We start from the raw sequence: 23025 nt of genomic DNA, 5'->3' as shown, positions 1-23025 counted from the left end.
CAACTTGTTATGAAAGTTTAACGCAATTCAACAAGAAATCGTACCAAAAGGAAGCTGTTCGTTGATCTTGTTGTATTTTTGCGCTCAATTTCTAGTTATGAGAACGAAAACGAAGAAGCAGAATAAAATAAATGTAGTCACTTTGGGATGCTCGAAAAACGTGTATGATTCCGAAATACTCATGGGGCAGTTGCGTGCCAACGACAAAGAGGTAGTGCATGAAGAGGAGGGAAATGTAGTGGTAATCAATACCTGCGGATTTATAGCGAATGCAAAAGAAGAAAGTGTTAATACTATTTTAGAGTACGTTCAGAAAAAAGAGGCCGGTATAGTAGATAAGGTATTTGTAACCGGTTGTCTTAGTGAGCGATATAAGCCCGATTTACAAAAAGAAATCCCGAATGTAGACGAATATTTCGGTACCAGTGAACTTCCTAATTTATTGAAGGCTCTTGGTGCGGATTATAAGCATGAACTAATTGGTGAGCGTTTAACGACCACGCCAAAAAATTATGCCTATTTAAAGATTGCAGAAGGTTGCGATAGACCTTGTTCATTCTGTGCTATTCCTATTATGAGGGGTAAGCACCGTAGTACACCTATTGAAGATTTAGTTACTGAGTCTGAAAAATTAGCGGCAAAAGGGGTAAAAGAACTTATTCTTATTGCTCAGGATTTGACGTATTACGGTCTTGATATTTATAAAAAGAGAAACTTAGCCGAGCTGTTACAAGCTTTGGTAAAGGTAGAAGGTATTGAATGGATCAGGTTGCATTATGCTTTTCCAACAGGTTTTCCTTTGGATGTGCTTGATGTTATGAAGCAAGAGCCTAAAATCTGTAATTACTTAGATATTCCATTACAACATATTTCAGATTCCATACTAAAAAGTATGCGTCGTGGGACTACACAGGCTAAAACAACAAAATTGTTGAAAGAGTTTAGAGCTGCGGTTCCTGAAATGACTATTCGTACTACGTTGATAGTTGGTTATCCTGGAGAAACGGAAGAAGATTTTCAGACTTTAAAAAGTTGGGTAGCCGAGATGCGTTTTGAGCGCTTAGGTTGTTTTACATATAGTCATGAAGAAAATACACATGCCTATTCTCTGGAAGATGATGTTCCTGAAGATGTTAAGCAGGAAAGGGCTAATGAGATCATGGAGTTACAATCTCAGATTTCATGGGAGTTGAACCAAAATAAAATTGGAGAGACTTTCCGTTGTATCATAGACCGTAAAGAAGGAACTCATTTTGTTGGTCGTACGGAATTTGATTCTCCCGATGTGGATAACGAAGTTTTGATAGATGCTACTAAGTTCTATTTAAAACAAGGTGAATTCGTAAATATAAAGATTACAGAAGCTGCCGATTTTGATTTATACGGCGAGCCTGCATAGTTAGATAAATCCTTTTAGGATTATTTCATTAAAATTTAAAACCTGTCCATTAGTGGACAGGTTTTTTTGTGTTAAGAAGTTACTATTTCTTAGGTGTTATTTTAAACGTATTAATTACACTTCAAAATTATTCACTACTTTAGGGAAATCAATTTTTGACAGTATGGCCTGTCAATTAAATTTAATCAATCAACCTTAAGAACTTTAGTAGACTACTATGGATGACTTGCGAATTGAAAAAATAGAACTTTTTAAAGTGCCACCACGTTGGCTTTTTCTCAAAATAACCACAAAAAGTGGTATCATAGGTTGGGGAGAACCTGTTGTTGAGGGTAAGGCTGCTACAGTAGAAGCCTGTGTTCAAGAACTATCACAATACCTTATTGGTCGGTCGGCAAATGATATTGAGGATATTTGGCAAACACTTTACGGAGGAGGTTTTTACCGTGGAGGTCCTATTCTTATGAGTGCTATTTCAGGGATAGATCAAGCCCTTTGGGATATTAAAGGAAAACACCTTGGTGTACCTGTTTATGACCTTTTGGGAGGAGCTGTACGTAAGAAAATGAAAATGTATTGTTGGATTGGTGGTGATCACCCAGAAGTTGTTCTTGAGCAAGCTCGGGAAAAAGTAGAACAAGGTTACAAGGCTGTAAAAATGAATGCTACAGGTGCTTTTGCTTGGATAGATTCTTTACAGAAAATTAGAACCGTTGCAGATAATATTAGATTGCTTCGAGAGGAATTTGGAGATACGTTAGACATTGGCCTGGATTTTCATGGAAGAATACACAAAGGTATGGTCAAGCGTTTAATTGACGAATTGTCACCATATAATCCTATGTTTATTGAAGAACCGGTGCTGAGCGAGAACAAAGAAGCTTTTGACCATATTTATCCATATACCAGTATTCCTATTGCAACAGGAGAGCGAATGTTTTCCCGTTGGGATTTTAAAGAACTTCTACACAAAGGCACGGTAGATATCATCCAACCAGATTTAAGTCACGCTGGCGGTATTTCTGAAGTACGTAGAATTGCTGCTATGGCAGAAGCTTATGATGTAGCCCTGGCACCTCATTGCCCGTTGGGCCCAGTTGCTCTAGCTTCATGCCTACATGTAGATTTTAATTCTATTAACGCCGTAATTCAAGAAAGTAGCTTGGGTATACATTACAATAAAGGTTTTGATTTGTTAGATTATATGGATAATCCTGAAATTTTTGATGTAAAAGATGGGTACATAGAGCTTCTCAAAAAGCCAAGGTCTAGGTGTAGATATGAATGAAGAAAAACTAAGAGAAGGTCAGAAAATTGGCCATAACTGGTCAAATCCTGTATGGAGAAATGAAGACGGTAGTTTTGCCGAGTGGTAAAAAACAGATTTAAATTGCAGGTTTTGAATGATTTAGTTATTAAATTCGGATAACCTTAATCAACCAATATGCTCTATGTAGTAGCTTTGATCTGTGCCCTCGCGTTTATTATTTTGGGGATTGTTCGCTGGAAAATTCATCCATTTTTTGTGTTGTTACTAGCTGCTATTGGCTATGGATTCATAACTGGAATGAGTGTTGAAGCCATTATTGATTCTGTCAATAATGGCTTTGGTAGTATAATGGGTAAGATTGGTCTTATCATTTTTTTTGTGGCAATCGGTACGATTTTAGAAAAATCTGGCGGCGCAATGGTAATTGCTACACGCATGGTTCAGCTAATTGGTGAGAAATCTATTCATTTAGCCATGATGTTAACGGGGTATCTTCTTTCGATTCCCGTTTTTGCAGACAGTGCTTTTATTATCATGAGTTCTTTGAACAAGGCACTTTCAGAAAAAGCTAAAGTTTCTTTTGCAGGTACTACCGCAGCATTGGCATTAGGTCTCATGGCAACCCATGTAATGGTGCCGCCAACACCATATCCCATTGCAGCAGCGGGAATTTTGAATGCAGAATTGGGTAGTGTAATTTTATGGGGATTGATTGTTAGCTCATTGTCATTGGTAAGTTGCTACTTTTTTGCAACCAAAATAGCTTCTAAAATAAATATTCCTATAAAGATGGAAGCTGCTCCGGATGTGGTTCACAGACCAAAATTATCACTATCCTTACTGTGCATCATCGTACCTATAATTCTAATTGTTTTAAAATCTGTTTTTGATTATCCTGAGCTAGATATTACAGGGGTGGTTATTTATCCTGTTATAACTTTTTTAGGTACGCCTGTTATTGCTCTTTTAATAGGAGTAGTACTTTCTTTACTTCTTCCCGAAAAGTTGGATCAGCGCGTATATTCGGCAACAGGTTGGTTGGGAGATGCATTACGAATTGCAGCTCCTATTATATTGATTACCGGTGCAGGTGGCATATTTGGGGCTATGCTCCAAAATTCAGGGTTTGCGGAAATGATTACCGAGAGCTTTTCGGATATGACTATTGGTCTGTTTTTTCCATTTTTACTGGCAGCCTGTTTAAAGACCACACAAGGTTCTTCTACGGTAGCTTTAATAACTACGGCCTCCATTGTAGCTCCCATGATGCCCGCCCTTGGGTTGGATGAAACCTTTATGAGAACTATGACTGTTCTAGCTATTGGAGCAGGTTCAACCGTAGTCTCGCATGCCAATGATAGTTTCTTTTGGGTACTCACGCAGTTAACGGGTATGGATGTCAAACAAGGAAACCAGATACATACTGTTGGTACTTTTATTTTGGGTACTTCGGCGATTGCGGTAATATTCTGTATTTCAAAAATTATAAGTTGATATTAAATCGATATTCCATTTTTAAAGAATTAATTATGAATAGAATTTTTGTGTTCGTTTGTGCATTTAGTCTTCATCTTACAATCGTTTCTCAAAATCAGAAACAGGCTTTTTCAGTTGAAATTTTTGAAGACGAAGCTTTACAGGTCATTGATGTTAATGCCGAAATAAAAGTAATAGGAAGCGGATTTACTTGGACGGAAGGTCCGTTATGGATTGCCGATGGTGATTATCTCCTATTTTCGGATATACCGAACAATACAGTCTTTAAAATTGATGCTTCAGGAAAAACTAGTGAGTACTTAGAACCTTCTGGCTATTTAGGTGAAAGTGATTATGGAGCAGAACCGGGTTCTAACGGATTGCTCTTAAGTCCTAATGGAGAACTGGTTTTAATGCAGCATGGTGAAAGACGGGTGGCTAAAATGAAAAGTACATTGAATGCCCCAAAAGCAGAGTATGAAGCATTAGCGGACTCTTTTGAGGAGAAACGTTTTAATAGTCCCAACGACGGAGTTTTTGATGCCGAGGGGAACCTATATTTTACAGATCCACCATATGGGCTACCAAAACAAATGGATGACGAACAAAAAGAACTGGATTACCAAGGAGTTTACTGTTTACAAGCTACCGGAGAAATTGTTTTGGTGGACAAGTTGTCCAGACCTAATGGCATTGCAGTGAATAATGATGGCTCTAAACTTTATGTGTCCGTATCTAATCCAGAACATGCCGTTTGGTACCAATATGATATTTTTGCACCATAAGGTAAGGTCGGTAATAAAAAGCTATTTTATGATGTAACCGAGCTAGTAGGGCAAGAAGGACAGCAAGGCTTGCCAGACGGTATGAAAATGCATAGTAAAGGCTATTTATTTGCTACAGGTCCTGGGGGTGTTTGGCTTTTTAATGAATCAGGTAAGGCTATAGCTAGAATACATACTGGTGAAAAGACCGCTAATTGTGTTTTTGGGAAGGATGAGAAAATTCTTTACCTGACTGCTGATGATTATGTATTGAGCGTTTCGCTCAAATAAATACTATTTTTTTAAAGAAACAAAAAGCCCCACAGCATGCTGTGGGGCTTTTTATATTTCATCATAATTATAAATTAAACGATGTCGTTGACCATTTTAGCCCATTTTTCGGCTGTTTGTAGCTCTCCGTTTAGTTGTAAGTTGTTCTGAGAGTTATAAAGCTCAAAAACAACATCACGACCTGCGGTTGGTTTGGTAGTGAAAACCAATTCAATACGTTCTATGGTCTGTTCTACTTTTCCATTGTTACGAACGGACTTTCCTAGTTTGGATGCCTTGCAACTTTTCACATCTTTCAAGTCAACGGATAGTTTTTCCATTTCATTCCTTTCTTCTTTATAGTAAAAGACAACTTTTTTATTGGTGTCCATTCCTATTATAAAATCGCCCACGTATTCATGTTCATTTATTTTGCAATTGTCTCGATCTGCAAAATCAGTCAACGAACGGAGCATTTCTTTTTCTTTTTTCTTTACACTTCTGGTAACTAAAACAAAAGGAGTTACACATATAACTGCTGATATGGCCCCAATAAGGGTTGTGCCGAAATCTAAATTCATTTTTCTAAGTTTTAAAATTGGTAAATGGGGGCAATGCGTAGTGCAAGCCCAATGTTTAAAGTGCCAAACAAGAAATTTGGCGTCGTTTACTTAAAAAAATGGATTTACCAGAAGTAATGAAAAGGGAATATAATATCTGCCTTTCGCTTAGAAATAAGGAGGTTCTGCGAAAAACGAGTGTATTGCGCCAATGTACTTTCAAAAACACGGTCGCTAATTCTTTGTGTTCCCCAAAGTTTGTATGACCCTTCAAGAGGATTTGGCGTGCTGTTAGACGGTGCGTCTATTATAGTTTCAGACTCTGAAGTATGACAATAGAGCTTAGCGTTAACCGCAGAAACCGATTCTTTTTGAGAATGGTTACTACTATTTTCTGCCGTAATGGTTCGGTCGGGATTTAGGCCCATGCCAATGGCGCAGCAATAAATTGCTGTGAGCATGAATAAACCAAATAGCTGTTTAACCGATTTCATCGGCACAAAGGTAAAATTATATTGATTCGCAAATGCTAAAAAAATGTTATTGATTTAAACATTCTTGAACCTTAATAAGACCTTCCATATTGTCGGAAAGAACTACCAAAGTATCGCCACTTTCAATAACCGTAGACCCATTTGGAGTAATATAGACATCTGCTCTTTTAATCATAGCAATGATGGCATTCTTTGGAAAACTCAAATCAACTATCTTCTTATTTACGGCAAAACATTGGGGTGTAATGACAATTTCTTTCATTACGGCCTTTGGTATTTCCTCAAGGAATTTCTCTTTTTCGTAAATACGTTTGGATTTTTCAGGAAGTCCAACATTCAGCCATTTGGCAACTAACGCTAGCGTTGTTCCTTGTATAAGTACCGATGTAACCGAAATAAAGAATACGATATTGAAAATGATATGCGCTTTATCAATGCCTGCCAAAAGGGGGTAGGTTGCGAATACAATAGGAACGGCACCACGGAGTCCTACCCAAGAAATATAGAAACGCCTTCGCAGTTTCATCTTAATGAACATGAGGCTAATAAATACACCAACTGGTCTTGCTATAAAAATCAAGAACAGAGAAATGGTTAGACCAATACCTATGTAAGGCACAACATGACTAGGGAAGACTAAAAGGCCTAGAGTAAGGAAAAGTACAATTTGCATTAACCAAGCCAGACCATCAAACATACGAAAGATGGTTTTTTTATGAATAAGGTCTTGATTACCTAAATAAACGGCACAGATGTAAATTGCCAAGAATCCGTTACCACCAATAAAATCAGTTGCGGAAAAGGTGATAAACATCAGAGCAATAACTAATACAGGATAAAGACCTTCAAAATCGAGTCTAATTTTGTTTATAACCAGTTTGCTCAACTTACCAAAACCGAAGCCTGCCGCGCCACCAAGAATCATTTGTTGCAGGAAAAGGGGAATGATGGACATTAAACTTTGGTCTTTGTTCACTACCAAAGAAAGAAAAGCAATGGTAAGTACATAAGCCATGGGGTCGTTACTACCACTTTCTAGCTCTAGGGTTGGTCTAAGATTCGTTTTCAAAGCAAGACTCTTACCTCTTAAAATAGAGAAAACTGCTGCGGCATCAGTAGAAGAAACGATAGACCCTAGTAGTAAACTTTCATAAATGGTGAAATCTGTAACAAAATGTACAAAAACACCTAAGGATACTGCGGTGAGTAATACACCTAAGGTAGAAAGTAGAATACCTTCTTTAAGAATTGGTTTTACGGCCGGCCAACTAGTGTCTAAACCACCAGAGAAGAGGATAAAATTTAATGATACTACACCAATAAATTGGGCAATTTTTGGATCGTCAAAAACAATACCTCCTATACCTTCAGAACCGGCCAACATTCCGATGATAAGGAAAAGCAATAAGGTAGGAACTCCAAATTTGTATGATGTTTTACCTACTATTATACTAATGAATAGCAGTAAAGAGCCAATTAAGACAATATTTTCAATGGTAAGATTCATTCCTTTTGCGTCCTTAAAAAATATCTGTGCAAGATATCATTTCTTGTTAAGGTAATCAATCAAAATTGAAGAGGACTTGTTAATCCTTTAAACAAATATTTAGTTAATTTATTCAAAGGAATACCGTTACTATCACAGCTTTATGAAAGACATGTTTATTATGATAGTAACGGTAGACTAAAAGTGTTCGTTAAACAAGATTTTTCTCCTTGTTGTAATATTTTTTTCTAAGCCAAAAGGAAACGCGAACAAGCAGTATTAAAGCAGGGACTTCTACTAAAGGACCTATAACCCCAGCAAACGCCTGACCAGAATTCAATCCAAAAACGGCAATGGCAACAGCAATGGCCAATTCAAAATTGTTACCTGCGGCGGTGAAAGCAACTGATGTGGTTTTGTCATACGTTGCTCCTGTTGCTTTAGTTACAAAGAAACCGATGATAAACATTAGAGCGAAATAAATAAGTAGAGGTACGGCAATTATCAGTACATCCATAGGTATTTCAACAATCAATTCGCCTTTCAATGAAAACATTACGACAATTGTAAAAAGAAGGGCAATCAATGTCATGGGAGAAATAGTAGGAATGAACTTTTTTGAATACCATTCCTCGCCTTTTAACCGCACCAGAATAAAACGACTTAGTATGCCCAGAATAAAAGGAAGGCCAAGATAAATGGCAACACTTTCTGCAATGGTGCCAATAGAAATATCTACAATGGCGCCTTCAAAACCAAAATAGGGAGGTAGTACGGTTATAAAAATATAAGCATAAAAACTATACGCGAATACCTGAAAAACACTGTTCAACGCAACAAGACCAGCTCCATATTCGCTGCTGCCTTCGGCAAGGTCGTTCCAGACCAAAACCATGGCAATGCAACGTGCAAGACCTATCAAAATTAAACCAACCATATACTCGGGGTAATCCTGAAGAAAGGTGATGGCCAAAAGAAACATAAGGATAGGGCCAACAATCCAATTCAAAATTAATGAGATGGATAGGATTTTTACATTCTTAAAAACTTTGGGCAGCAGCGCATAATTAACCTTGGCCAAAGGAGGATACATCATTAATATTAGACCTATGGCAATAGGAATATTTGTTGTTCCGCTACTGGCGGAATTTATGAGCTCAGGGAACTTAGGAAAAAAATTACCAATACCAACCCCAACTATCATGGCGCCAAAAATCCACAAGGTTAAGTAACTATCTAGAAAGCTTAATTTTTTTGCCATTTCTATGCGTTTATTTTTGAAAAAACAAAGTAGAGTTCAGTAGCAATTTGAATGCTCCTTTCGTAATACTTTTCGGCCTGTTGTGGTGTGTTGTCAAAAGCCTTGGGGTCTTCAAAAGTAATTGGAATCCGCTTTTCCGCACCTGCAATAAAAGGGCAACCTCCATCTGCTTGGCTGCACGTCATAATAGCGGCAAAACCTGATTGTGGATTAAAATTATCATCTAAAGTTTTCGAAAAACAGATAACAGGATGTTCGTTTGGAGCATACTTAATACTATAAACGGGATTCTTGTCATCGGAACGTTTTACAACTTCAAATCCGGTATTCTCAAGAGTCTTTGCAGCCATAGGAAACAAAGCCGTAGCCTCGGTTCCTCCAGAATAACAAAAAACATTTTGAATATTGAAATGATACGCCATGGTCTGCGCCCAAACTTGAGATAAGTGACTCCTGCGGGAGTTATGGGTACAGATAAAATTTAGGCGTATTTCTTCATTAGTACTGACTTTATCTTGTATAAAATCTATTAGAGGTTGTAACGTTTCTTTTCGTTCGCTTGAAATAGAATCGGTTGTTAAAGAACTGATGGTGTTTTCAATTTTTTCAAAAGTGCTCATTCGGTTATTTTTATATATAAAAAATTTAGACTAACAACATCCGCTATTAGGGTCACAAGAACTACCTTGACCTAAATCTGTGAATTGTAATTTTGGTTTTTCGGCAGGAATACCGCAATTATCTTTAGCAAGACAATCGGTCTGTTTGGTGGTCAGAAGAAAATTGGTGCCGTCAAAATCTAACCCAAACTTGCCAATAGTATCTCCTTGGTACTCCACCTCAATATCCAGATCGCCTATACCCAAGGTTTTTTCGGAAAGTTCTATAATGTGAGTTAATTTTTCGGGATGTAGTCTGTGGTCATAATCATCTGCATTCCAAAGCTGAAAGTTCACCACTTCTTCTTTACGAACCGTTCCGCCGCAATCTATAAAGTGCTTTGTTATTTTACCAACTTCCGTTACATGAAAGTGGTTTGGAACCAGAGCTCCGTTAGGTAATTGAAAAGCTATTTTATCTAATTTTGAAAGCTCTGATTTAATTTCTGATAGTTTCATGTGAATATTTATTTATTGTATTTTTACGATAAAAGCATCTAAATTTTTTAACAACAATCTGATTTGGGAAGGTCTTGATCTAAGAATTTAAGCATTACCTCTTTCATTTGTGTCCAGTTTTCTTTATGAATGCAATAACAAACGCTAGTACCTTCTACTGTACCTTGTATAAGGCCTAGATTTTTGAGTTCTTTTAAATGTTGAGAAATGGTAGGTTGTGCAAGACCTATTTCATTTACCAAATCTCCGCAAACACAGGCATCTATTTTAAACAAATGTTGTAAAATAGAAACTCTTGCAGGATGCCCAAAAACCTTGGCATAAAGTGCAATTTCATTTTGAAGGTCTGTAAACATTTCAGTTTTAGCTAATCCCATGCATCTCTTTTATAAGTACATTGCAATATTACGATTAATATCTATGCGATAAAGAAAAAGAACAGATTTTAACAGAATTTTGAGCTAAAAATGAATTGAAATTATATTTTCAGAAGGCAGTTTAATCGCAATGAGTTGCCCTTATCGTCATCCGTAACCAAGGCAAGTTTTATTTTGCCATCAGTAGTTTTTTCCACTACCGTAACCGATTCTACTTTTAGAGGAGCGTCTGTAGTAGGAATAGCGGCAACACTATATTTTTTAGAAAAAGTACCGTTAACAATAGGAATAACACCAATAAAGCTTCCGGCTATTTCTCCGTCTCTGTAGGCACTTCCGGTTTTTTCTACGGAAGAGGTAAAGATGACTAGATTCTCTTCTTCTAAAATAGTAGCCCCAGAAAACCCAGATTGAAAACCATCTATTGTAGGTAGTTTATATTCTATAGTTTTTGGTTCAGGAAAAGGTTTGGTATCCTTTAAATAAGCAATCAAGTCTAAATAGTTAAAACTAAAGATGATGTTTTTTCCTCGGTTAAACAGGTAAATGGTATCATGGAACAACGCCACGCCCTCTATGTTTAAATGTGCGCCCTTTAATGCATCAAGCTTTCTTAGGTGGTTATAGAATTCAGAAATTTGATAAGTTTCTACGGTAATGCTATCTTTTAAAAAAATGTGAAGAAAAATATCTCTTTCAGGAGATTTTGCTCCGGAGCCAAAAGCAAGGATTTCATTTGTATTAATAGTTTCCAAAGCTTCAAAATCTGGTTTTTTAACCTTGTCTAATCTGTTACCGTTTAAAAGCTCGGTAGAATAGATGGCTGTTTGATTTACTATTTTACCATCACCCGTTGCTTCAAACAAATATGGGGAATCATCGCCCACTACATAAAAACTATTACCTGCTTTGGTTATACCTGAAGCACTGGGAACGTTGTCTAGCAATGTAGTATCTAAAACCTTAAGTTCTAAAGGTTTTTGGTTGCAGGTAGTCGCAAGGGTCAGTAATAGAGAAAAAAGAATAATTTTCATTTAGACGATAGCTATGATATAGAGTTAAATCTTGTCTTGTAAGATGTTGCCTTAGGCAAGATTTAATTGCTTTTGATTTTGGAGAGCAAATTTAAGAGGTATTAATGGAAGATTTTTTGTCTTGGGCTAGTTTTAACACCTTGTTTTTCAAATCCTCAGGAATTAAGAAGAACTTTTGTTAATTGAATACAATGCTAATTCTACAGTTTCACCTTATGGTAGGATAATTGTATCGGTCTGGTAAAGGCCTAATTTTTTTAAAAGTTTCTGAGAAGATAAATTTTCTTTTCTGGTTATGGCAATAAGCTTATCAAGGTTAAATTGTTGAAAAGCCATATCTTTTAATTTAAAAGCAGCTTCGTAAGCATAACCTTGTTTTCCATATTCTGAAAGAAAAGCAAAGCCAATATCAATATTTGTTAACCCTTCTCTGTCGTATAAGCCACAAGAGCCAATTTTAGCTCCATCAGACTTTCGTATTACGGTGTAATTGCCAAACCCTAGTCTTTGGAACTGAGGCATCATTTTAGCTTTTATATAGTTTCTTGCTTCGGTAATGCTATGAATGTTTCTATCGCCAATGTATTCTATCCAATCCGGAGTATTGAATAGCTTGTAGATAAATTCTGCATCTTTTTCTGAAGTAGGTCTTAGTTCCAATCTTTCGGTTTCAAAAATCATCAAATGGAATTTAGTAAGTATAGACTGTTAATTTTTGTAAGGTTTTAAATCTATTACATTAGATTTTTCCTCAAAATAGCGAAGTTTTCAAAAAAGACAGGGGTATAGTTTTTGTGCGCCAACTTTTATGAGATTTTTTACGTATAATAAATGGGACTAGTCTTTTAGGAGTCTAATCTCGACCGAAACCAAATCAGTCTTAATACAAAGTAATGCCTAAAAGTAGTAAAATAGAAAACAGGGGAGGAGCGATAATTATAATTCTCGTCGCATTGTTGGCTGTTATGAAAGTAGTCAATAGTAAGTTAGAAGAGAAAATCGCAAATGCCAATTATAAGCATGTGAGCTATTCTAGCTGGTACAATGCTAAAAGTATAAAACAAATTTTAAAAGAAAACCAACGAGATTATTTAGAATCTTTACGTGGCACAGGTTTAGTTGCCGAGGATAAGTTGGAGCAATTAGATTTTAGAATACATATGACCGAAGATCTCATCCGAAAATATGATGAGGAAAAGACGGAAATTTTGTTAGGATCTGATAATATACCCCGTGCTTCTTGGTCACAAGATCTTGATGGCGAAATGGGACAGATTGTTGGGTTACGAACTTGGGAGGACATTGGTCTTGCTAATAGGAAGTTGGTATCACAAATAGATATTGGTATTTTGTTTCTTCAAATAGGTATTCTATTTGGGGTTCTAGGTCTTATTATAGATGAAAACCGTAGGATGCAAGAGGTTTTTACGGCCTTTATGGTAGGCGTTGCGTTTATAGGTCTAGGCGTATGTTTTTACGGCTACTTCACAATCTTATATTAATACTTGGTATTATACAATTTAGACCTCTTTTCAATTTAGAATAAGCACAATCCATATTTTTTTATGACCACCATGCGTTGTCATTTAGGTCCTCTATAGAACAGATTTCTCCCAATTTAGGAAAAGAAACATCTAGATTGTTTTTAGTTGCAGCTTCTTGGAATCTGTCTGCGGGTTCTGTCCAATCGTGTTGTGCCAGAGCAAAGCCCGCCCAATGTACCGGCATTACCTTCTTGACTTTTGCTTCTAGTGCCGCCTGAATACTTTCTTCAGGAAACATATGTATCTGGTGCCACTTCTCATTATACTGGCCGTTTTCCATAAAACCAAAATCAAAAGGGCCTAATTTCTCTCCTATTTCTTTAAAATGAGTACCATAACCGCTATCACCACTAAACCAAATATTTTGATTTTCAGTTTTGAACGTCCATCCGCCCCAAAGTGATTTGGACCTGTCGGTCAATCCTCTACCGGAAAAATGGCGGCTGGGAGTGAAGGTGATTTTGATGTCCATAAATGTAGCATCGTTCCACCAGTCAAATTCCGTAATTATTTCAGGGTTTATGCCACAGGCCACTAGGTGGCGTTTAACACCCAAAGCAACATAATATTCTTTGGTTTTATTTTTTAATTTTTGAATGCTGTCATAATCAAGGTGGTCATAATGGTCATGACTCAGTAACATAAGGTCTATTTCAGGAAAATCATCAATTAGATTCAGCGTGTCTTCGGAAAAGCGTTTAGTCTTAAAAGGCGCTATAGGCGATGCATTAGGTCCCAACATTGGATCTATTAAAATGGTCTTTGCATTCATTCGCATTAATAAAACCGAATGCCCGTACCAGATGTATTTAAAGTTGGTGTCATCTAATAGGAAGGCTTTCTTGTCTAAGGGAATAATAGGCAACGGTTTTGCCGGCTCTCTTTTTTCCTTATCACTAAACTGTTTATATAAAAGTTTAGGAATCTCCCAAAAGTTGATAGACATGCTAGTTTCTTCAAGATTAAGAAATTTGCCATCTTTCCAGTTTTCAGATTGGTTGTAACGGTCGGTTAGCGAATCCGTTAATTTCCCTCCAAATTGTTTTTTAAAGTTTTTCATTTGATAAGTATACCTTAAGGACACAAAGATATGTGTTTGTCAGGGGCGTAAGACTTACTTCAATCTAAAATATAAAACAAGAAGTGGTAATCTCTTTAGTCAATAAAAGATGTTTAAAATTTATGCTTTCAAATTAATCGACCATAAAAAGAGCATTGGCAAAGAATAATTTTCCATTCTCCCAAAACCCTCTAAACAAAGGATTGTCTACAAAATAGATTAACTGGCCATTACCATATTCTTCAACACCAAAAACCAAGGTTTCTCCAATTTTATCTTGAGCTTCACTACCTGCAAAACCAGCTGCTGGTGTGGTACTTTCTGAATCAAGATACACCACGGTACCCTTGTCTAGGTAATTGTATGCGGCACCTCCTAATTTTAGACTAAAATAGGAGTCGGCATATCCGTAGGCTAATGGGTGCGTGTGATCTACTTTAGTTTTGAATATAGCACCTGTAATTTCATTTCTTATCTGATCACGTTCGTTATGATCGTAAATAGGAACCAAAGCTATACTGTCTTTGTCCGTTTCTTTTGGTTTCAATTTAAATTTATCTTCTTTAGAAAGTGCTTTTAAAGCTCCGCCCAGTGCTATTAACTTTCCTCCGTCATTAATCCAATCTTTCAGCTCATCCATTCTACGGGTACTAAAGAACTTGGTGTAATTGTTTCCATCTGGTAAAATTAGAATATCGTACTCAGAAAGATTTATGTTCTTAAAATAATCGGTATCAAGAATAGTAACAGGGTACTGTAATTGCTGCTCGAAAAAATGCCAGATCTCACCAAAATTTAAAGTAGAGGTAGGCTTTCCTGAAAGTAGTGCAACTTTAACTTGCTTTAGCGGTTGTACAGAATCGGAACCAAAATCTTTGCCATCGTCAACAAAACCGGTTAATGTAGCTTTTAGCTTCTTTGCATGTTTGGTGGCTACAGCAGATAGTGTGCTTAAGAAATCAGGATTACTTTTATTATCTGCCTTAGTAATAATGAGCGAACCTCGTTCATATTGTTTCCCGTCTAGTCCAAAAGGTTTTTTAGCATGTCTTATTTTAATATTATTATTAAGGAGCTCCGCTAAAAATTGAGCATCGCTAAAGCTGTTCCATTCTGCTATAAAAGCGTAGGTCTCTTTGTTTATGTTTGAGTTCTCAGGAACGGGAGATGCAGTTTTGTTTGCATCTAAACTAGCATTCACTTTGGTTTCAGAAGCTACAGCTTCTAGTCCATATGCATAGGGTAAGGACCAAGCGGTAATATCGTAAGTAAGTGAGTCGCTAAGCTTTGTACTGGGTTCGAACAGTACTTTTACAAGCGTTGATTTTTTCTGGTCCGTACCTATTACTAAGGTATTTTTAGATGTTTTTATGGGGCTGTTTTTACCTGTACTATAATTTAAGCCTTTAGCGGTTTTGCCCGTTGCCCAACCGTATTCAATTTCATGTTGTTCCAATAGTTTGGTCAGCGCAGTTAACTTATCAGGATTGCCGTTTAGTACATAGCTTTTATATTTGTAGTTTTTTGGCTGATAGAATTTTTTGAACTCCTGGTTTAATTGTAATGCATTTTGCGATGCTATTTCTAGGGTAGAGAGACCTGTGGTATGATGGTGTAGAACCCTGTCTTTTAAGGTGAGCGTATCTCCCAAACTGGTTGTTACGGCCAAACCTGCACGTCCGCTGCCGCCTTGTTCATAGGTCATTCCAATACTACCGTTGTAGGTGGGGTAAGTATCTCCATAACTAGGGTAGAGCAAATCAAAAACTTCTTTTGTGAAATAAAACCATCCGTTGGCATCAAAGTATTTGGCGTGGTTCTTCCCTACAGTAGTCTGGAACTCTCGCTGAAAATCAGTTATTACCTCGTGGAAAGGTTCTGCTGCAGGAGCAAAATAATAGGGATTGTCAACTCCCTGTTCATGAAAATCTACATGTACATGGGGCAGCCATTTGTTGTAGAGTTTTATACGTTGTTGACTCTCTGCTTGTGTAAGCCATGCCCAATCTCGGTTTAAGTCAAACATATAATGATTGGCTCTTCCGTTTAACCAAGGTTCGTGATGCTCCTTGCTATTTGGGTCTACTGTATTAGGTGAGTTTTTAAATTGATAGTACCAGTTTACATAACGCTCACGTCCATCAGGATTCATACAAGGGTCAATAATAACTACGGTGTTCTTTAGGTATTCAGATTTGTTGGTTAGAAGTTCGTAAACCGTTTTCATGGAAGCTTCCGTGCTTACGCTTTCATTACCATGTACGTTGTAACTCATCCATACGATAGCAGTGGTAGGATTGCCTTGGCCTTCGGTATTTTTAAGGTGTTCTTGTTGTATGTTGTCTAGATTTTTTATGTTTTCCGAAGAGGATATATAGGCCAGAAACAAGGGTCTTCCTTCGTTGGTTTCGCCATAATTTTCTAGTTGTACTCGGGTAGATTCAGTCTTAGCCAAATATTCATAATAATCAACTACACGATGGTGTCTAGTAAATTGTGTGCCCAGTTCGTAACCCAAAAATTCTGAGGGCGACTTTAAATCTTGTGCATTTATGGTTAAGCTGATGGAAAAAATAAGAAGGGATAATAGAAACTTCATACGTAGGATATTTCCTTAGGATATTATCAAATTTAATGAATATTGATTAATAAAGGATTGGATTTACTACTAGCGGTATGAAAAATAGGTTAAAGTAATTAACGTATTTTTAGGAAGTCGCATTGGCGAAGAGTTTTATATTTACACCCTTATGGAGATTGATTGTTTACCTTTTTACAGAACCGGCTATTTTTCAGAATTTATTTGCGATTATCTTGCTGAAGAACCGCAGGTACGTAACTTTTATAACCGGTTTCCAAACCTTAAGAATTTTGAAGCTCAAATAGCTGAAAAAGCTACAAGTTTCCCTGATGCAAACAGAGAAGTTCTTTATGAAGCATTACAGAAACAATACAAGGGTTTTAATGTTACTAATGAAACTCAGACGCACCTTAGGAAATTAAAAGAGCCAATCACGTTTACTGTAGTAACGGGGCATCAACTGAATCTTTTTACGGGTCCACTTTACTTTTTATATAAGATAGTTTCCACTATCAATCTTACTAAAGAACTTAAAAAGGCACATCCAAAATACAATTTTGTACCTATATATTGGATGGCTACTGAGGATCATGATTTTGAGGAAATCAACTACTTTAATTTTAGGGGTAAAAAACTAAAATGGAACAGAACGGCATCTGGAGCCGTAGGTCATTTAGATACAAAAGGTCTGGATGAGATTTTTGAGGCATTTTCAAATCAAATTGGAAACAGTACAAACGCCATTGCTCTAAAAGAGCTATTTAAGAAAGCATATTTAGAACATACTAATTTAGCGGATGCTACACGTTATTTGGCAAATGAGCTTTTTGGTAAGGAAGGATTGGTTATTGTTGATGGAGATGACAGGAATTTAAAAAACCTTTTAGTTCCTTATGCTCAGAAAGATATTTTTGACCAACTAGCATATCAAAAAGTTTCTGAAACTATAGTTGAATTTGATGCTCTTAATAAGAAGTATGGCGTGCAGGTAAACCCACGCGAAATCAATTATTTTTATCTCAAAGACGGACTTCGCGAAAGAATAGTGGAGCAAAACGGTATGTACTTTATAAACGATACTGATATTCGTTTTACTAAAGAAGAACTGCAAAAAGAGTTAAAAGCATACCCAGAACGGTTTTCGCCCAACGTAATCGCGAGACCTTTATATCAAGAAATTATTTTGCCCAACCTGTGTTATATAGGTGGAGGTGGAGAAATAGCATATTGGTTAGAGCTTAAAACTATGTTTGAGGCTATGCAAGTGCCTTTTCCTGTTTTGTTGCTTAGAAATTCTGCATTGGTGGTGACTGAAAAGCAAACGGAAAAGTTAGCTAAAATGAACCTTTCTGTAGAAGACCTCTTTTTTAAAACAAAGTAGTTTCATCAATAAAAAGATAAGAGAGATATCTAATATAGATATTGACTTTACACCTCAAAAACATCAGTTAGAAGAGCAATTTAAAGCCATGTACGAATTGGCGGAACAAACTGATGCTTCTTTCTTAGGGGCTGTTAAGGCACAAGAGGTAAAGCAAATGAAAGGTCTAGATAATCTAGAAAAAAGACTACTACAGGCTCAAAAACGCAAACTGAAAGACCATGTGTTGCGCATGACCGAAATTCAGAACGAACTTTTTCCAAATAAATCACTGCAAGAGCGTAACGTAAACTTCTCGGAACTATATTTAGAGTTAGGAGAAAATTTGGTGCCAATGCTTTTAGGCACTTTAAAACCATTACAGCAAGAATTCACAATTGTAAGAATGTAGTAGTGGGCTTCTAAGGAGCTAAAAATTTACCTTCCCAAGATGTATTGACTTTAGTGAAAAGTACCCTAATATGGTTAGGGCGCTTCAATTTAAGGTACTCAATGCTGTTGGGTTCAATTTGTATGGCGCAGAAATGATGGTCCCCATTTAAATATTCCAAAGCATCAGGGTTTTTCATGGTGCTTCCGGGTGCTATATTAGTGGTGTAATCTTTTTTATTGCCGTCCGGCACGGCACTCCAATATTCTTTTAATACTTCAGGATCTGTAATTACGGAAGCCTTTCCTTGTATGGTAATCTGCAAAAGATTTTCAGGATGATAGAATAGTAGGCTAATAGCTCTTGTTTTGCCTATTTCCTGAACTTTTTGTGAACGCTCATCCGTATAAAACACCAGACTTAAATTATCATTAAAATGTCTGAAGACCACAGTACGTTGGCTTGGCGCACCTGATTGATCTATAGTAGCTAGTGTGAAAAACCGGAACGGATGCCCTCTTTCAGTTATTCCTTTCTTTATTTCGGTTAGGGTTTCATCCCAAAAAGTAGAAGTCATTTATGTGCTTTTTAATAAAAGTAGAAAAAACTTTTAAAAAGGGGTAGGGTATTTGGCAAGTAGAGTGTTATTAGTAAAAATGTTATGAAAAAGTTTATTTCTTAAACGATTTCATGTGTTTAGGTTGGTTTTTTTGATTTTGATGAAAAGTCCGGGTTTGGTATCCCGGACTTTTACTTTTTTAAGATTTTTATTTTAATTCATATTCAATTACCTTTTCGGTAAGCTGATAGCCCGCAAAAACACCAACACCATCTTCGCCTTCAATATTATTAGGTGCAATACTGTACTCCACAAATGGATTGCCTTCATTGTAGTTGTTCAAATAAGTTGCGCGGCGGTTCAAATAAAGAATCTCTTCAACATTTGTTACTTGCAGGGTTACTTTGGCGGTAGTTGCCTCATCCGTGATGCCATAGGAAAAAGTAGAATTCTGACCTATAATTTCTCCATCTCCGATAGCATCAGTTAAAAAGCTGTTTAACTCAAAATTTAAATAGGAATAATAAGGACCATCTTCAGTATCTATGACTGCGTTACCTCCAATTAGATAATAGTTATTTTTTCCAATAATGTCCTGGAAAGTAAAATCTAAATTATAATCTTGGTAGTATTCGTTTTTCTCTCTAAGGGTTATTTTCTCAGCTATTGTTTCTATTCTTTCAGGGATGGTACAAGTTGAGGTGTATTCCTTGTTATTTGCCGAAACGCGCAAAAAATAAGTGTTACCACCTGTAATACTAAACTCTGTAGCAGCAACTTGGTAATTTTTTCTTTCTGGATTGTAAGTTAATTGAATCTCATTGTTTTTTTCGTCGCTAATGATGACCAAAGCATCTTTTATAATATATCTTTCAAGGTCTCCAGAAGGCTCATTAAGATCTATTTGTATGCCTATTGCTGGTACTGCAGTTGAAACATGAACTGTAAGCAGAGTGTCCGCTGGTGATAGGTAGCCAATTATATAGGTGCGGTCATTTACGTTAAGCAGTTCATCCGGATCTACGGGGTCTTGACAAGCACTACAAAGCAGAATGAAAAACAAACTTATCTGAATATATTTATTCATATTTTAAAACTTAAAAGTGTAGTTAATAGATGGTATCAACATAAGTACAGATGTTCGTATCAATTCCTTTTCTTCGGTATAAGGATTGTTAGGGTCAAAATCTTTGTATTCTATCGTGTATATGAATGGGTTTCGTCTTGCGTAGGAATTGTAAAGAGAAATTCCCCAAATTCGTTCTCTATTTTTCTTTTTCTTTTTATGAAATTGGACTCCCAAGTCTAATCTGTGACTTGTTTCTCCGCGAAAATTATTCCGTTGGGTGGTAAAATCTTCTACGCCTGCATAGCTGCTGTACGCGGAATTATTAAAAATAGGAAACCCCACGGGATTGGCTACGCGCTGCTGGTTGGGTAAGGTGTAATTGTTGCCAGTTGAAAAGACCCAGGTCCCTGAAAGTGTTATTTTTTCGTTCGGCTTATAAATACCCACTAGAGAAATATCATGTCTACGGTCGTAACGGTCATAAAACTTTTTGCCTAGGTTTAATTCATCAAATTGGCGTTCGGACCATGCTAGGGTGTAACCCAGCCAACCTGTGAATGGTCCTGTTTGTTTTCTAAGTAATATTTCGGCACCGTAAGCCCAACCTTGTCCAGCAGTAATATTATCTTCCCAATTACTGTTTTTGCCGCTTTCTAAGTTATCAATGGCTAAGAAAGAAGCCCCTTCTTTATAAGCAATAACATCATCTAAGGTCTTGTAGTAGCCTTCTAAGTTTACGGAATAGTCTTTATTAAAGAAGTCTTTGGCAATGCCCACTGCGAACTGCTGGGAGGTCTGGGGCTTTATATTATCTGTTGATGAAACCCATAAATCTGTTGGAAGGCCTATGCCAGAGCTAGATAATAGGTGAATGTACTGGTTCATTCGGGAATATGAAGCCTTAAAGGCAAGGTCTGGCTTCATATTATAGGATAGTGCTAGTCTAGGTTCTGGGTTAATGTAATGTTTGTCTTTATAGTTAAAGTAACTGAGCCTAAGACCTTATGATAGACTTAATTTATCTGTTAGTTTCCAATCATCTTCCGCATATATAGCACCTTCAAAAGAATTTAATTCCTGTTCGTTATTTATGTCTGGGTTAAATTCATCTTTGAGCAACAACCGCTGTGGTGTAAAGTTATGGCGTGTTGCATTGGCGCCAAATCTAATGGTGTGTTTACTGTTGGGGTAATAATCAAAATCGGTTTTCAAGGTATAATCGTTAATACCCGAGCTACTTTTAAACTGATATTTTTGGTCCTCAAAATCTTCTTCAATTAGAATTTTGAATTTATAGTTACTGAAAATCAGTGAGGTGTTAGAGAAAAGTTTGTTATTAAACTGGTGATTCCAACGAAGGGTCGAAGTAATATTTCCCCACTGTAATCGTGATTTGTCTTTGTCTCCATCTTCATAGAGACTGTTGTCATAGAATTTGTCTTGTCCAAAATAATTGCTCCAGTACAATTTATCTTTTGGACTAAAAATATGATGAATCTTAAAATTGAAGTCAGTAAAGTAATACCCTGTTTTATTTCCTTTATCGCTATCTATAAATGGGCGTGCCATAATATCTGCGTAAGTACGGCGGCCACTGGCAATAAACGATGTTTTTCCTTTGTTGATAGGCCCCTCAAGCAAAGCTGATGATGATATAAGGCCAATATTTACCTTGCCAGAGAGCTTTTCTTTATTCCCATCTTTCATGTCTAACTTAATAACAGAAGACAGGCGACCGCCAAAACGCGCAGGAAAACCACCTTTAAAAGCTTCCACAGATTTTATGGCATCACCATTAAAGACAGAGAAAAACCCAAATAGGTGGTTGGAGTTGTAAACAACGGCATCATCTAAGATAATTAGGTTTTGGTCAGGAGTACCTCCACGAACAAAGAAACCGGAACTACCTTCTGATCCACCTTGAATACCCGGCATGAGCTGCAAGGTCTTCATTACATCTTTTTCACCCAGTAATGCTGGGATGTCTTGAATGTCTGCAGGATTGATCTGCACTTTACTCATTTGAGTTACCTTGCTTTCTTTTATTCTTTCATCTGCAGTGACAACCACTTCTTCAAGATTTTGAGCAGAAGGTTTCAGTGCTATGGAAAGAATCTTGTCTTCCAATAAATTTAGTTGGCGCTTTTCGTTTCCATAACCAATGTATGAAATGACCACTTCGTGATTTCCTTGGGGAAGAGTCAAAGAGAAAAACCCATAGTCATTAGTTGTTGTTCCTATTTTTAATTCGGGTACATAAACAGAAACTCCCAAGAGATTTTCACCACTACCACTTTCCGTAACATAACCACTAATAGTATATTTTTTTTCGGACTGATCGGGAGGAAGATAGTTGTCTTCTGAAATGAGAGGGGTCCATAATTTTTTGTGAATTCCTTTTTCAATCCCGCAAGGGAGTCGATTCATTTTTGCCTGACCTTGTTGAAAAAGGACAAGAAAAAATGAGGTACAGCAGATAGCTTTTTTCAAGATATGTTCGTTTTTTGATTGATGAGAACACTGCTTTTATACATTGATGAAATGTTGGTGTAGCAGTAAATTCTTACGCAAGAAAGTCATAATCTTTAGAGCAGGCTGTTAACGAAAAGATAAATAAAAAAGAGGCTAAAGTAGGTTGAAATCAAAGTTTGAGTTTTTGATCCTCCGAAATCAACTTGAGCCTAATTTGACAATAAAATGGGTTAATTTTACTAAAATTAACATAATTTAACAATTTGTAGGAAAACAATTATTAATCTAAAATCCACTACATTAAATATAATTATATAAAGTTTTTAATCACATTTTGTTAATTTTGGTAAAAAGTGCTCCTATTTTGACTTATTCCTTGAGAATTTTCAGAAAAAATCTATAAATGTGGAGTTGTAATTCATTTTAGAGTTTATGAAAATATTGGCTATTTCATTTTTCCGGAGTTATGTTTTTGGTTGA

19 protein-coding genes and 2 pseudogenes are annotated in these 23025 nt (G+C 36.6%); 6 read left to right on the top strand and 15 right to left on the bottom strand.

The window, feature by feature from the left end; all coding sequences use genetic code 11:
- Positions 1–97: 97 nt before the first annotated feature.
- From rimO to Q5W13_RS02650, 4 genes and pseudogenes are all read left to right on the top strand, one after another.
- Complete coding sequence (gene rimO / locus Q5W13_RS02665) at positions 98–1399, top strand: 30S ribosomal protein S12 methylthiotransferase RimO (RefSeq protein ID WP_304445296.1); 1302 nt, start codon at positions 98–100, stop codon at positions 1397–1399.
- A 217-nt stretch (positions 1400–1616) separates the two neighbouring features.
- Positions 1617–2687, top strand: a complete 1071-nt coding sequence (gene dgoD / locus Q5W13_RS02660) for a galactonate dehydratase (protein ID WP_304445295.1) — start codon at positions 1617–1619, stop codon at positions 2685–2687.
- A gap of 156 nt (positions 2688–2843) precedes the next feature.
- Positions 2844–4163, top strand: coding sequence for a GntP family permease (locus tag Q5W13_RS02655; protein ID WP_304445294.1), 1320 nt, complete (start codon positions 2844–2846; stop codon positions 4161–4163).
- A gap of 35 nt (positions 4164–4198) precedes the next feature.
- Positions 4199–5200: pseudogene (locus Q5W13_RS02650) on the top strand (SMP-30/gluconolactonase/LRE family protein).
- 74 nt (positions 5201–5274) lie between these two features.
- On the opposite strand, the gene Q5W13_RS02645 reads toward Q5W13_RS02650, so the two are convergent.
- From Q5W13_RS02645 to Q5W13_RS02605, 9 genes are all read right to left on the bottom strand, one after another.
- A complete protein-coding gene (locus tag Q5W13_RS02645; RefSeq protein WP_304445293.1) occupies positions 5275–5760 on the bottom strand; it encodes a hypothetical protein in 486 nt (161 codons plus the stop codon).
- A gap of 104 nt (positions 5761–5864) precedes the next feature.
- A complete protein-coding gene (locus tag Q5W13_RS02640; RefSeq protein ID WP_155597452.1) occupies positions 5865–6233 on the bottom strand; it encodes a hypothetical protein in 369 nt (122 codons plus the stop codon).
- A 46-nt stretch (positions 6234–6279) separates the two neighbouring features.
- Positions 6280–7740 (bottom strand): potassium/proton antiporter, encoded by a 1461-nt coding sequence (locus Q5W13_RS02635; protein WP_304445292.1) that lies wholly within the window; start codon positions 7738–7740, stop codon positions 6280–6282.
- 190 nt (positions 7741–7930) lie between these two features.
- Positions 7931–8980, bottom strand: coding sequence for an ACR3 family arsenite efflux transporter (gene arsB, locus Q5W13_RS02630; RefSeq protein ID WP_304445291.1), 1050 nt, complete (start codon positions 8978–8980; stop codon positions 7931–7933).
- A 2-nt stretch (positions 8981–8982) separates the two neighbouring features.
- Positions 8983–9600, bottom strand: a complete 618-nt coding sequence (locus tag Q5W13_RS02625; protein WP_304445290.1) for a low molecular weight phosphatase family protein — start codon at positions 9598–9600, stop codon at positions 8983–8985.
- 30 nt (positions 9601–9630) lie between these two features.
- Positions 9631–10098, bottom strand: coding sequence for a DUF6428 family protein (locus Q5W13_RS02620; protein WP_304445289.1), 468 nt, complete (start codon positions 10096–10098; stop codon positions 9631–9633).
- 47 nt (positions 10099–10145) lie between these two features.
- A complete protein-coding gene (locus tag Q5W13_RS02615) occupies positions 10146–10475 on the bottom strand; it encodes an ArsR/SmtB family transcription factor (protein ID WP_304445288.1) in 330 nt (109 codons plus the stop codon).
- A gap of 101 nt (positions 10476–10576) precedes the next feature.
- The gene (locus Q5W13_RS02610; RefSeq protein WP_304445287.1) at positions 10577–11509 is read right to left on the bottom strand and encodes a DUF6929 family protein; all 933 of its coding nucleotides are present in this window, start codon (positions 11507–11509) and stop codon (positions 10577–10579) included.
- 213 nt (positions 11510–11722) lie between these two features.
- Positions 11723–12190 (bottom strand): GNAT family N-acetyltransferase, encoded by a 468-nt coding sequence (locus Q5W13_RS02605; RefSeq protein WP_304445286.1) that lies wholly within the window; start codon positions 12188–12190, stop codon positions 11723–11725.
- 212 nt (positions 12191–12402) lie between these two features.
- Between Q5W13_RS02605 and Q5W13_RS02600 the strand changes: the two genes are divergently transcribed.
- Positions 12403–13011, top strand: a complete 609-nt coding sequence (locus tag Q5W13_RS02600) for a DUF4337 family protein (RefSeq protein ID WP_155597444.1) — start codon at positions 12403–12405, stop codon at positions 13009–13011.
- 61 nt (positions 13012–13072) lie between these two features.
- Here Q5W13_RS02600 and Q5W13_RS02595 read toward each other — a convergent pair whose 3' ends face one another.
- Together Q5W13_RS02595 and Q5W13_RS02590 are read right to left on the bottom strand one after the other, a co-directional pair.
- Positions 13073–14113 (bottom strand): MBL fold metallo-hydrolase, encoded by a 1041-nt coding sequence (locus Q5W13_RS02595; RefSeq protein WP_304445285.1) that lies wholly within the window; start codon positions 14111–14113, stop codon positions 13073–13075.
- Between the two features lie 133 nt (positions 14114–14246).
- Positions 14247–16712, bottom strand: coding sequence for a M14 metallopeptidase family protein (locus Q5W13_RS02590; protein WP_304445284.1), 2466 nt, complete (start codon positions 16710–16712; stop codon positions 14247–14249).
- Positions 16713–16863: 151 nt separating this feature from the next.
- Between Q5W13_RS02590 and bshC the strand changes: the two are divergent.
- Positions 16864–18466, top strand: a pseudogene (gene bshC / locus Q5W13_RS02585) (bacillithiol biosynthesis cysteine-adding enzyme BshC).
- Positions 18467–18476: 10 nt separating this feature from the next.
- On the opposite strand, the gene Q5W13_RS02580 reads toward bshC, so the two are convergent.
- From Q5W13_RS02580 to Q5W13_RS02565, 4 genes are all read right to left on the bottom strand, one after another.
- A complete protein-coding gene (locus tag Q5W13_RS02580) occupies positions 18477–19022 on the bottom strand; it encodes a pyridoxamine 5'-phosphate oxidase family protein (protein WP_304445283.1) in 546 nt (181 codons plus the stop codon).
- Between the two features lie 190 nt (positions 19023–19212).
- On the bottom strand, positions 19213–20091 hold the full coding sequence (locus tag Q5W13_RS02575) for a DUF4249 family protein (RefSeq protein WP_304445282.1): 879 nt from the start codon (positions 20089–20091) through the stop codon (positions 19213–19215).
- A 3-nt stretch (positions 20092–20094) separates the two neighbouring features.
- On the bottom strand, positions 20095–20997 hold the full coding sequence (locus Q5W13_RS02570) for a TonB-dependent receptor (RefSeq protein ID WP_368662408.1): 903 nt from the start codon (positions 20995–20997) through the stop codon (positions 20095–20097).
- Positions 20998–21075: 78 nt separating this feature from the next.
- Positions 21076–22563, bottom strand: a complete 1488-nt coding sequence (locus Q5W13_RS02565; RefSeq protein ID WP_304445281.1) for a TonB-dependent receptor — start codon at positions 22561–22563, stop codon at positions 21076–21078.
- Positions 22564–23025 lie beyond the last annotated feature (462 nt).

The organism is Zobellia laminariae (genome assembly GCF_030553095.1).
Lineage (GTDB): Bacteria > Bacteroidota > Bacteroidia > Flavobacteriales > Flavobacteriaceae > Zobellia > Zobellia laminariae.
Note: the sequence above shows the minus strand (reverse complement) of the source record. Positions and strands in the feature narration are given on the sequence as shown.

What these genes read in the sequence shown, in the direction of transcription:
- rimO (WP_304445296.1), top strand. Translation starts at nt 98, where the DNA reads ATGAGAACGAAAACGAAGAAGCAGAATAAAATAAATGTAGTCACTTTG.
- dgoD (WP_304445295.1), top strand. Translation starts at nt 1,617, where the DNA reads ATGGATGACTTGCGAATTGAAAAAATAGAACTTTTTAAAGTGCCACCA.
- Q5W13_RS02655 (WP_304445294.1), top strand. Translation starts at nt 2,844, where the DNA reads ATGCTCTATGTAGTAGCTTTGATCTGTGCCCTCGCGTTTATTATTTTG.
- Q5W13_RS02645 (WP_304445293.1), bottom strand. Translation starts at nt 5,760, where the DNA reads ATGAATTTAGATTTCGGCACAACCCTTATTGGGGCCATATCAGCAGTT.
- Q5W13_RS02640 (WP_155597452.1), bottom strand. Translation starts at nt 6,233, where the DNA reads ATGAAATCGGTTAAACAGCTATTTGGTTTATTCATGCTCACAGCAATT.
- Q5W13_RS02635 (WP_304445292.1), bottom strand. Translation starts at nt 7,740, where the DNA reads ATGAATCTTACCATTGAAAATATTGTCTTAATTGGCTCTTTACTGCTA.
- arsB (WP_304445291.1), bottom strand. Translation starts at nt 8,980, where the DNA reads ATGGCAAAAAAATTAAGCTTTCTAGATAGTTACTTAACCTTGTGGATT.
- Q5W13_RS02625 (WP_304445290.1), bottom strand. Translation starts at nt 9,600, where the DNA reads ATGAGCACTTTTGAAAAAATTGAAAACACCATCAGTTCTTTAACAACC.
- Q5W13_RS02620 (WP_304445289.1), bottom strand. Translation starts at nt 10,098, where the DNA reads ATGAAACTATCAGAAATTAAATCAGAGCTTTCAAAATTAGATAAAATA.
- Q5W13_RS02615 (WP_304445288.1), bottom strand. Translation starts at nt 10,475, where the DNA reads ATGGGATTAGCTAAAACTGAAATGTTTACAGACCTTCAAAATGAAATT.
- Q5W13_RS02610 (WP_304445287.1), bottom strand. Translation starts at nt 11,509, where the DNA reads ATGAAAATTATTCTTTTTTCTCTATTACTGACCCTTGCGACTACCTGC.
- Q5W13_RS02605 (WP_304445286.1), bottom strand. Translation starts at nt 12,190, where the DNA reads ATGATTTTTGAAACCGAAAGATTGGAACTAAGACCTACTTCAGAAAAA.
- Q5W13_RS02600 (WP_155597444.1), top strand. Translation starts at nt 12,403, where the DNA reads ATGCCTAAAAGTAGTAAAATAGAAAACAGGGGAGGAGCGATAATTATA.
- Q5W13_RS02595 (WP_304445285.1), bottom strand. Translation starts at nt 14,113, where the DNA reads ATGAAAAACTTTAAAAAACAATTTGGAGGGAAATTAACGGATTCGCTA.
- Q5W13_RS02590 (WP_304445284.1), bottom strand. Translation starts at nt 16,712, where the DNA reads ATGAAGTTTCTATTATCCCTTCTTATTTTTTCCATCAGCTTAACCATA.
- Q5W13_RS02580 (WP_304445283.1), bottom strand. Translation starts at nt 19,022, where the DNA reads ATGACTTCTACTTTTTGGGATGAAACCCTAACCGAAATAAAGAAAGGA.
- Q5W13_RS02575 (WP_304445282.1), bottom strand. Translation starts at nt 20,091, where the DNA reads ATGAATAAATATATTCAGATAAGTTTGTTTTTCATTCTGCTTTGTAGT.
- Q5W13_RS02570 (WP_368662408.1), bottom strand. Translation starts at nt 20,997, where the DNA reads ATGAAGCCAGACCTTGCCTTTAAGGCTTCATATTCCCGAATGAACCAG.